Source organism: Blautia sp. HA3515 (genome assembly GCF_059933065.1).
On record NZ_JAYFUY010000137.1, the window covers coordinates 1 to 9,608 of the forward strand.

7 protein-coding genes and 4 pseudogenes are annotated in these 9,608 nt (G+C 40.8%); 10 read left to right on the forward strand and 1 reads right to left on the reverse strand.

What is annotated here, in order from left to right; translation table 11 throughout:
* From rpsL to R1Y93_RS11370, 10 genes and pseudogenes are all read left to right on the forward strand, one after another.
* The coding region (gene rpsL / locus R1Y93_RS11325) for a 30S ribosomal protein S12 (protein WP_500822879.1) at nt 1-340 on the forward strand (340 nt) is incomplete at its 5' end.
* 157 nt (nt 341-497) lie between these two features.
* Nucleotides 498-968, forward strand: a complete 471-nt coding sequence (gene rpsG, locus R1Y93_RS11330) for a 30S ribosomal protein S7 (protein ID WP_173727505.1) — start codon at nt 498-500, stop codon at nt 966-968.
* A 74-nt stretch (nt 969-1,042) separates the two neighbouring features.
* Nucleotides 1,043-3,114 (forward strand): annotated as a pseudogene (gene fusA, locus R1Y93_RS11335) (elongation factor G).
* Nucleotides 3,115-3,270: 156 nt separating this feature from the next.
* Nucleotides 3,271-4,464: an elongation factor Tu gene (gene tuf / locus R1Y93_RS11340; RefSeq protein ID WP_500822880.1), complete on the forward strand. Its 1,194-nt coding sequence runs from the start codon at nt 3,271-3,273 to the stop codon at nt 4,462-4,464.
* Nucleotides 4,465-4,666: 202 nt separating this feature from the next.
* Nucleotides 4,667-5,293 (forward strand): alpha/beta fold hydrolase, encoded by a 627-nt coding sequence (locus tag R1Y93_RS11345; protein WP_500822881.1) that lies wholly within the window; start codon nt 4,667-4,669, stop codon nt 5,291-5,293.
* 99 nt (nt 5,294-5,392) lie between these two features.
* Nucleotides 5,393-6,118: a MerR family transcriptional regulator gene (locus tag R1Y93_RS11350; protein WP_500822882.1), complete on the forward strand. Its 726-nt coding sequence runs from the start codon at nt 5,393-5,395 to the stop codon at nt 6,116-6,118.
* Nucleotides 6,119-6,466: 348 nt separating this feature from the next.
* Nucleotides 6,467-6,799 (forward strand): DUF3784 domain-containing protein, encoded by a 333-nt coding sequence (locus R1Y93_RS11355; protein ID WP_500822883.1) that lies wholly within the window; start codon nt 6,467-6,469, stop codon nt 6,797-6,799.
* 42 nt (nt 6,800-6,841) lie between these two features.
* Nucleotides 6,842-7,207: an SdpI family protein gene (locus R1Y93_RS11360; protein ID WP_244095608.1), complete on the forward strand. Its 366-nt coding sequence runs from the start codon at nt 6,842-6,844 to the stop codon at nt 7,205-7,207.
* A 97-nt stretch (nt 7,208-7,304) separates the two neighbouring features.
* Nucleotides 7,305-7,469, forward strand: a pseudogene (locus tag R1Y93_RS11365) (DUF3784 domain-containing protein); the annotation flags it as partial.
* A 117-nt stretch (nt 7,470-7,586) separates the two neighbouring features.
* Nucleotides 7,587-9,180, forward strand: a pseudogene (locus R1Y93_RS11370) (AAA family ATPase).
* Nucleotides 9,181-9,368: 188 nt separating this feature from the next.
* On the opposite strand, the pseudogene R1Y93_RS11375 reads toward R1Y93_RS11370, so the two are convergent.
* Nucleotides 9,369-9,608: pseudogene (locus R1Y93_RS11375) on the reverse strand (hypothetical protein); the annotation flags it as partial.

The window sequence follows — 9,608 nt, forward strand, 5'->3', positions numbered from 1 at the left end:
ATTCAACTCTTTAAGAAAGAAAGCAGTTGAGCAGTCTGCACCGCAGAAACGTGGCGTTTGTACAGCTGTTAAGACAGCTACTCCTAAGAAGCCTAACTCAGCTCTTAGAAAGATCGCCAGAGTTCGTCTTTCCAACGGTATCGAAGTAACAAGCTATATTCCAGGAGAGGGACATAACCTTCAGGAGCATAGTGTTGTACTGATCCGTGGTGGAAGGGTTAAGGACTTACCTGGTACCAGATACCACATCATCAGAGGTACACTGGATACAGCAGGTGTCGCTAACAGAAAACAGGCTCGTTCCAAATACGGAGCTAAGAGACCTAAGGTTAAAAAATAATTCATCCGTATAATTGCGGAAACTATAGATATTTGTACGGTATTCCATATACCCTGTCGGTTGCGGGTTAAATATAGGACCATTACCAGTGCGAACATGCAATAGTTTACTGCGTGAGTACCGATGAGATAATCTATTGATTAAGGAGGGAAGTAACGTGCCACGTAAAGGACATACTCAGAAAAGAGACGTTCTGGCTGATCCGGTATACAATAACAAAGTGGTAACAAAGCTTATCAATAACATTATGTTAGATGGTAAGAAAGGTGTTGCTCAGAAGATCGTATACGGCGCATTCACCAGAATCGAAGAAAAAGCTGGCAAACCAGCAATTGAAGTATTTGAGGAGGCTATGAACAATATCATGCCCCTTCTGGAAGTGAAAGCAAGACGTATCGGTGGTGCTACTTATCAGGTGCCGATCGAGGTAAGAGCTGACAGACGTCAGGCTCTGGCTCTTCGCTGGCTGACCACATATTCCCGCAAGAGAGGCGAGAAGACAATGGAGGAAAGACTGGCTAACGAGCTTTTAGATGCAATGAACAACACAGGCGCATCTGTTAAGAAGAAAGAAGACATGCACAAGATGGCTGAGGCAAATAAAGCATTTGCTCACTATCGCTTCTAATCGAGGAGGAAAATCCATTGGCTGGAAAAGAAGGTAGAGAATATCCGCTTGAGAGAACCAGAAACATTGGTATCATGGCTCATATCGATGCGGGTAAAACAACCCTGACTGAACGTATTCTTTATTATACAGGTGTCAACTACAAGATTGGTGATACTCATGAAAGGTACTGCTACCATGGACTGGATGGAGCAGGAGCAGGAAAGAGGTATCACGATCACATCAGCTGCAACAACATGTCACTGGACACTTGAGGAGAACTGCAAGCCGAAGCCAGGAGCACTTGAGCATCGTATCAATATCATTGATACACCTGGTCACGTAGACTTCACAGTAGAGGTTGAGCGTTCCCTGCGTGTACTTGATGGTGCCGTTGGTGTATTCTGTGCGAAGGGCGGTGTTGAGCCACAGTCCGAGAACGTATGGCGTCAGGCTGACACTTACAATGTACCACGTATGGCATTCATCAATAAGATGGATATCCTGGGTGCGAATTTCTATGGCGCAGTAGAGCAGATCAAGACCCGATCTTGGTAAAAACGCTATCTGCCTGCAGCTGCCAATCGGAAAAGAAGATGATTTCAAGGGAATCATTGACTTATTCGAGATGAAAGCTTACATCTACAATGATGAGAAGGGTGACGATATTTCTATCGTTGATATCCCGGACGACATGAAGAAAGAAGATGCTGAGCTTTATCATACAGAACTGATCGAGAAGATCTGTGAGCTGGATGACGAATTAATGATGGAATATCTGGAAGGTGAGGAGCCGACTGTTGATAGACTGAAAGCTGTTCTGAGAAAAGCTACCTGTGAATGTACAGCTGTTCCGGTATGCTGCGGTTCCGCTTACAGAAACAAAGGTGTTCAGAAGCTTCTGGACGCTATCCTGGAGTATATGCCTGCTCCAACAGATATCCCGCCAATCGATGGTGTTGATATGGATGGAAACCCGACAGTAAGACATTCTTCTGATGAAGAGCCGTTCTCTGCTCTGGCTTTCAAGATCATGACAGACCCATTCGTTGGAAAACTTGCATACTTCCGTGTATATTCAGGAACAATGAATTCCGGATCTTATGTATACAACTCAACAAAAGGCAAAAAAGAGCGTGTTGGACGTATCCTTCAGATGCATGCCAACAAGCGTATGGAGCTGGACAAGGTTTACTCCGGTGATATCGCTGCAGCGATCGGATTCAAATTCACCACAACCGGTGATACAATCTGTGACGAGCAGCATCCTGTAATCCTTGAGTCCATGGAATTCCCGGAGCCGGTTATCGAGCTGGCTATCGAGCCTAAGACAAAAGCCGGCCAGGGTAAACTTGGTGAGGCTCTTGCAAAGCTTGCTGAAGAGGATCCTACATTCCGTGCTCATACAAACCAGGAAACTGGACAGACAATCATTGCTGGTATGGGTGAGCTTCATCTGGAGATCATCGTTGACCGTCTGCTTCGTGAGTTCCACGTAGAAGCAAACGTAGGTGCTCCGCAGGTTGCTTACAAAGAGACAATCACCAAGGCAGTTGATGTAGACAGCAAGTATGCAAAACAGTCTGGTGGTCGTGGACAGTATGGTCACTGTAAAGTTAAATTCGAGCCTATGGATGCCAACGGAGAAGAACTGTACAAGTTCGAGTCCACAGTTGTTGGTGGTGCTATTCCGAAGGAATACATCCCTGCAGTAGGCGAAGGTATCGAAGATGCTATGAAGGCTGGTATCCTTGGTGGATATCCGGTAGTCGGCGTTCATGCAAACGTATATGACGGTTCTTACCATGAAGTCGATTCTTCTGAGATGGCATTCCACATTGCCGGATCTCTTGCATTCAAAGATGCAATGCATAAGGCTGCACCGATCCTTCTTGAGCCTATCATGAAGGTAGAGGTAACAACACCTGAGGATTACATGGGCGATGTTATCGGTGATATCAACTCCCGTCGTGGTCGTATCGAAGGTATGGAAGATATCGGCGGCGGCAAGATGATCCGTGGATATGTTCCGCTGTCTGAGATGTTCGGATATGCAACAGATCTGCGTTCAAGAACTCAGGGACGTGGTAACTACTCCATGTTCTTTGAGAAATATGAGCCAGTTCCAAAGAGCGTACAGGAAAAGATCCTTGCTCAGAAAGACTGATTCAGGACTGGTTACTGTAAACAGTAACTTGTATTTGATAAAATAAATAATGCTTGCAAATATCCTTGATTTGCAATATAATCAAGGATAGCAAGTTTAAAATCGAAATTGGAGCTCTGTATAGAAAGAGCCAATATTCAAGGAGGACGTTTTAAAATGGCAAAAGCTAAGTTTGAGAGAACAAAACCGCATTGTAACATTGGTACCATCGGACACGTTGACCATGGTAAAACTACTTTAACAGCAGCTATTACAAAAGTTCTGTCTGAGAGAGTTGCTGGTAACACAGCTACAGATTTCGAGAACATTGATAAAGCTCCAGAGGAAAGAGAGCGTGGTATCACAATCTCTACAGCACACGTTGAGTATGAGACAGAGCATAGACACTATGCACACGTTGACTGCCCAGGACATGCTGACTACGTTAAGAACATGATCACAGGTGCAGCTCAGATGGATGGTGCTATCCTTGTTGTTGCTGCTACTGATGGTGTTATGGCTCAGACAAAAGAGCACATCCTTCTTTCCCGTCAGGTAGGTGTTCCTTACATCGTTGTATTCATGAACAAATGTGATATGGTAGACGATGAGGAGCTTCTTGAGCTGGTAGAGATGGAGATTCGTGAGCTTCTTTCCGAGTATGACTTCCCAGGAGATGACATTCCGGTTATCAGAGGATCTGCTCTTAAAGCACTTGAGGATCCGAGCAGTGAGTGGGGCGACAAGATCATGGAGCTTATGGATGCTGTTGACAGCTACATTCCAGATCCACAGCGTGATACAGATAAGCCATTCGTTATGCCTGTAGAGGACGTATTCTCCATCACAGGACGTGGTACAGTTGCTACTGGTAGAGTAGAGGCTGGTGTTCTTCACGTATCTGAGGAAGTTGAGATCGTTGGTATTAAAGAAGAGACACGTAAAGTTGTTGTAACTGGTATCGAGATGTTCCGTAAATTACTGGATGAGGCTCAGGCTGGTGATAACATCGGTGCACTTCTTCGTGGTGTTCAGAGAAACGAAATCGAGCGTGGACAGGTTCTTGCTAAACCAGGAACAATTACATGCCATACAAAATTCACAGCTCAGGTTTACGTTCTGACAAAAGACGAGGGTGGCCGTCATACACCATTCTTCAACAACTATCGTCCACAGTTCTACTTCAGAACAACAGACGTTACAGGTGTTATCAACCTTCCAGAAGGAACAGAGATGTGCATGCCTGGAGATAACATCGAGATGACTATCGAGCTGATCCACCCAATCGCTATGAGCCAGGGTCTTACTTTCGCTATCCGTGAAGGTGGACGTACTGTTGGATCAGGACGTGTTGCTACAGTTATCGAGTAATTATAGCATAACTTCTAATTTAAATATATTGCGTACCGCAAGGTACATGTGTCCAAACGTAAGATACCCCGGAACCGTAAGGTTTCCGGGGTTTTTCTGTTATATAAGCGATACAAAACTAAAGGGAACGTTTATAGTATTTTACGATGAACTATGGTAGAATAAGTCAAAGATAAATCGGTATTTGAAGGGGTGACAATATATGAAGTATTTATATTTGCATGGGCTAGGGCAAAAACCAGACAGTTGGAATAGAGTAATAAAAGAAACGAAAGTATCGAAAAGCAGTGCCAGTTTGAGTTTATCAGATATGTTAGAAGGGAAATCTGCTACATATAAGGAATTATATTCAGCATTCTCATCAGAATGCGACAAGGAGAACGATGGAATTGCTTTATGTGGGCTTTCTCTAGGAGCTGTTTTGGCACTTAATTATGCGATAGACCACCCAGATAAAGTAAAGGCACTCGTATTAATTGCAGCACAATATAAAATGCCAAAAAAATTATTGAAGATTCAGAATATGTTGTTTCACCTTATGCCGAATTCCGCATTCAATAAAATGGGATTCAGAAAAGCAGATGTTATCAGCCTATGCGGTACGATGGCTGAATTGGATTTCAGTGACTCACTGCATAAGGTGTCTTGTCCGGTATTGATTGTTTGTGGAGAGAAGGACAAAGCAAACATAAAAACTTCAAAAGAACTTTGCCATTATTTGAATAATTCCTGTTTCCATGAACTTATGAAAACAGGTCATGAAGCAAACATAGAATCTCCGGAAGAGTTGGCGATCGCGTTGCAAAGATTTTATGATAGTATCAGTTAACTTCCCGTTTGTATACATTACATACATTTTTGAAAAAACTATTGACTCCTACGTAACGTAATAGTTTAGAGTATATTTATCGAGAGGAGGGAAAAGCAAATGATGACAGTGAATGAAGTGAGCAAATTGACCGGAGTGAGTATACGCACTCTGCAATATTATGATACCATAGGACTTTTGCCACCCACAGAATACACGGAGGCAGGATACAGGCTGTATGACGATACGGCAATGGAAAGATTGCAACAGATTTTACTGTTCAGAGAACTTGAATTTCCCTTGAAAGAAATTAGACGTATCATAGATTCTCCAGATTTTAATAGGAACAAGGCATTGGAACAACAGATGAAATTGTTGACAATGAAAAAGGAACATCTGGAAGGATTGATTTCTTTCGCTCGAAAAATAAAAGAAACAGGAGTAAATAAAATGGACTTTCAGGTATTTAATACAACAAAAATGGATGAGTATACAAAAAAAGCAAAGGAACAGTGGGGACAGACTGCGGAATACAAGGAATATGAAGAAAAAACAAGTAAGCAGTCACTGGAAGCTCAAAAACAGGCTTTACAGAATTTTATGCTGATATTTGTAGAGTTTGGAAAGATGATGGACAAAAAGCCGGAGGATTCTGACGTACAGCTTAAAGTAAAGGAGTTTCAGGATTACATCACGGATCATTTTTACAAATGTTCCAATGAGATATTAAAAGGTCTTGGAGAAATGTATGTTTCAGGTGATGAATTTACAGAAAACATCGATAAGGCAGCTGGAGATGGAACCGCAGTATTTGTGGCAAAGGCAATCGATATTTATTGCAAATAAACTAAAGTAAGCGAAGAGATTCAGGCGGGCGTTGACTGGTATGTAAAAATGTTTGAGCGCGCAAAATGAGGCGATTGTGAAGGGATGTTTCGTTGGCATTGGGTGCTGATTGACAGTTTGGAGATCTTTTGTGATATTGTGCAGCTCCCTATTTTGAACCGAAAAAGACCTTAAAGTGGATGGAAGAAACCTATCCGGAATATTTTTACTGCTATAAAAAAGTCCTTCAAAACCTTCAGATGGATTCTTTGGAGGAATGGGTTGGGCATATTAAAAACATCAATGAAATGATGTACAAGAGAGCTTGAAAAATTATAGAACAATTGGAAGTTAAGGAGGTGCATATAGATGAAATTAGCAGATTTAGCATCCGGTCCTGACTGGGTAGTATGGATTGTTTTTGTGATATTTGCGGTACTTTCTATAGTTTTACTTTCTGGACACGGGAGTTGGGTTATTTCTGGATATAATACAGCTTCAAAAGAAGAAAAGGAAAAATATGATGAAAAGAAGTTATGCAGAACAATGGGAATTGGAATGTCTATTATATCAATTTTTATATTAATTATGGGGTTGTTTGAAAGTGTTCTGCCTGCATTTTTTGTATATATTGCAGTGGGAATTATTGTGGTTGATGTCGTGGTAATTATTATTTTAGGAAACACGCTATGCAGAAAATAATGATTTTTAGTTTATGGAATTGACAAAAAGGAGGTCGCTGTGATGTTTATATTTTTATGTATTTGTTCACTTTTAGTACCGTTATCTATGATTATATTAGGATATACGTGGAAGAATAAGCCTCCTAAAGATCGACAGGGAATGTCTGGATATCGAAGTACTATGTCAAGGATGAATGATGAAACATGGAAATATGCACACAGATGTTGGGGAGGGTTAAACTTTGTTTTAGGAATCATTCTGACGATATTATCGATTTTTATTTTGATTTTAATGAAAGACGACACAAACTTCGAAATGATTTCTGTGTATTTGGTGTTTTTACAACTGGGAATTATGGTGCTCACAATTATTCCAACAGAATTTTTGCTGCATAAGCATTTTACAAAGCAAGGAGTGAAAAAATAGCTACTTTCTGTCTTGTGAAAATGAAGAATTGGAATTGACCGAGATGTAAGCGAGGGATACTTCTTGTCCGAATCGCAAGAAGGCTGGCATGAGAAAATGCAGAACAATGGGCGTTGGAATGTCTGTTATAGCAGTTCTTATATTAATTATGGGTTTGTTTGAAAATGTTTTGCCTGCATTTTTTGTATATATTGCATTGGGGATTATTTTGGTTAATGTGGTGATAATCATCATTTTAGGAAACACGTTATGTAGAAAGTAATGATTTCCAGTTTGAAAAGCCATATTCAATCCTTGGTGTAGATTTAAACCTGTCCTTGTGATAGCTGTGGGAATCGAGTATAATAAATTATATAAAAATTTGACGGGAGGTTTTTGTATGGGAAGTTATCTGAATCCGGGAAACAAAGGGTTTCAGGAAAGCCTGAATTCGAAAATTTATGTGGATAAAACCGGTTTGATTGAAAAAACAAATGCAGCTCTTAATACCCGTCAGAAATTTATGTGTGTCAGCCGTCCGCGACGTTTTGGAAAATCGATGGCGGCGGATATGCTGGCCGCTTACTATGCTCGTGGAGAGGATTCGGCTGAATTATTTGAATCGCTCAAAATCAGCAAAGCAGAATCCTATGAAAAACATCGTAATCAATATGATGTCATAAAAGTAAATATGCAGGAATTTCTAAGCATGACACACAGTATGGATGAAATGCTGTCCATGTTGCAGAAATATCTGATTTTTGACCTGATGGATCATTTTGAAACGGTTCGCTTTCGTGATGAACATAATCTGATTCAGGTGATGAAGGATATTTACAGTAAAACAAATCATTCCTTTATTATTTTGATTGATGAGTGGGACTGTTTATTTCGGGAATATAAACAGGATAAAGAAGCACAGAAAGAATATTTGGATTTCCTTCGTGCATGGTTGAAAGATAAAGACTATGTTGCGTTGGCTTATATGACGGGAATTCTTCCAATCAAAAAATATGGATCTCATTCTGCGTTAAATATGTTTACCGAGTATTCCATGACCGATTCGGGTGATCTGGCGGAATATTTTGGTTTCACAGAGAAGGAAGTATTCGCTCTTTGTGAAAAATATGATATGAGTTTCGAAGAAGCAAAGATGTGGTACGATGGTTATCAGTTGATCGCGCATCGGCAGACAGGAAATGAAATATATTCCATGTACAGTCCAAAATCCGTTGTAGAAGCAATGCTGCGGGCACAAATTTGGAACCTACTGGAACCAGACGGAAACATACGAGGCTTTGAAAATTTATATTCAAATGGATATGGATGGGCTGAAAGATTCTGTAGTTCGAATGCTTGCAGGCGATGCTGTTTCCATTCATATTGGAACATTCAGCAACGATATGACTACATTTGCAACGAAAGATGATGTATTGACTTTGCTGGTGCACCTTGGCTATCTGACGTATAACAGTACAGCTGAAACTGTGAGTATTCCCAATAAAGAAGTTTCACAGGAATATATTAATGCAATCAGCACAATGAACTGGTATGGAGTGGCAGAGTCAGTGGAGGCTTCACGTAAATTACTGGAAGCCTGATGGGAAATGGATGCAGATGCTATTGCTGCAGGAGTTGAGAAAGCACATGAGGAAATTTCGATTCTCCAATATAACGATGAAAATTCCCTTAGCTGTACCATTCATCTTGCATTCTATTTTGCACGTGAATACTACACTATGGTTCGTGAACTGCCAGCAGGAAAAGGATTTGCCGATGTATGCATGCGCCCAAGACCATGTCATCTTGATAAACCGGCGATTGTAATTGAATTAAAATGGGACAAAAGTGCAGTTGGTGCAATTGAACAGATTAAAGAAAAACAGTATGGTAATGTCTTGAAAGATTATCAGGGAAATTTATTGCTTGTTGGAATCAATTATAATAAGACAACTAAAAAACATGAATGTGTAATCGAAGCAATGAAAAAATAGGCAAGAAGGTGGGCTGACGGAGATATTCCAGATAATGCCACAGCTCTTGAAAATCCGGGGAGATGAAAATCTTCCGGAAGGAAGGGAAACCACAAGGGTGAAGACGTATAAAAGCATCTTCACCCTTAAATTTTACGCTCTATTTAGCTTTGCGCGCAAACTCCAACAAAAAACGATGGATCCGTCCTTCAACGCAGCCATTTTGCTCTAAAATCTGTTGGGCATGCAGCAGGCTGTTTTTTACAACGATCTACAGAGAAGTCAGGAAATCCCCACTCTATAATGTGTGCGAACCAGACCAGTGCACCTATATCAAAAAACTTGATTGGGCGGAAACATTCCTGGACGTCCAGAATATAGAAACCTGCATCATGAAATTTAGTTTGAACAATATCCAGATACTGTTCTGGAAATGGAAGCCTGGTTTT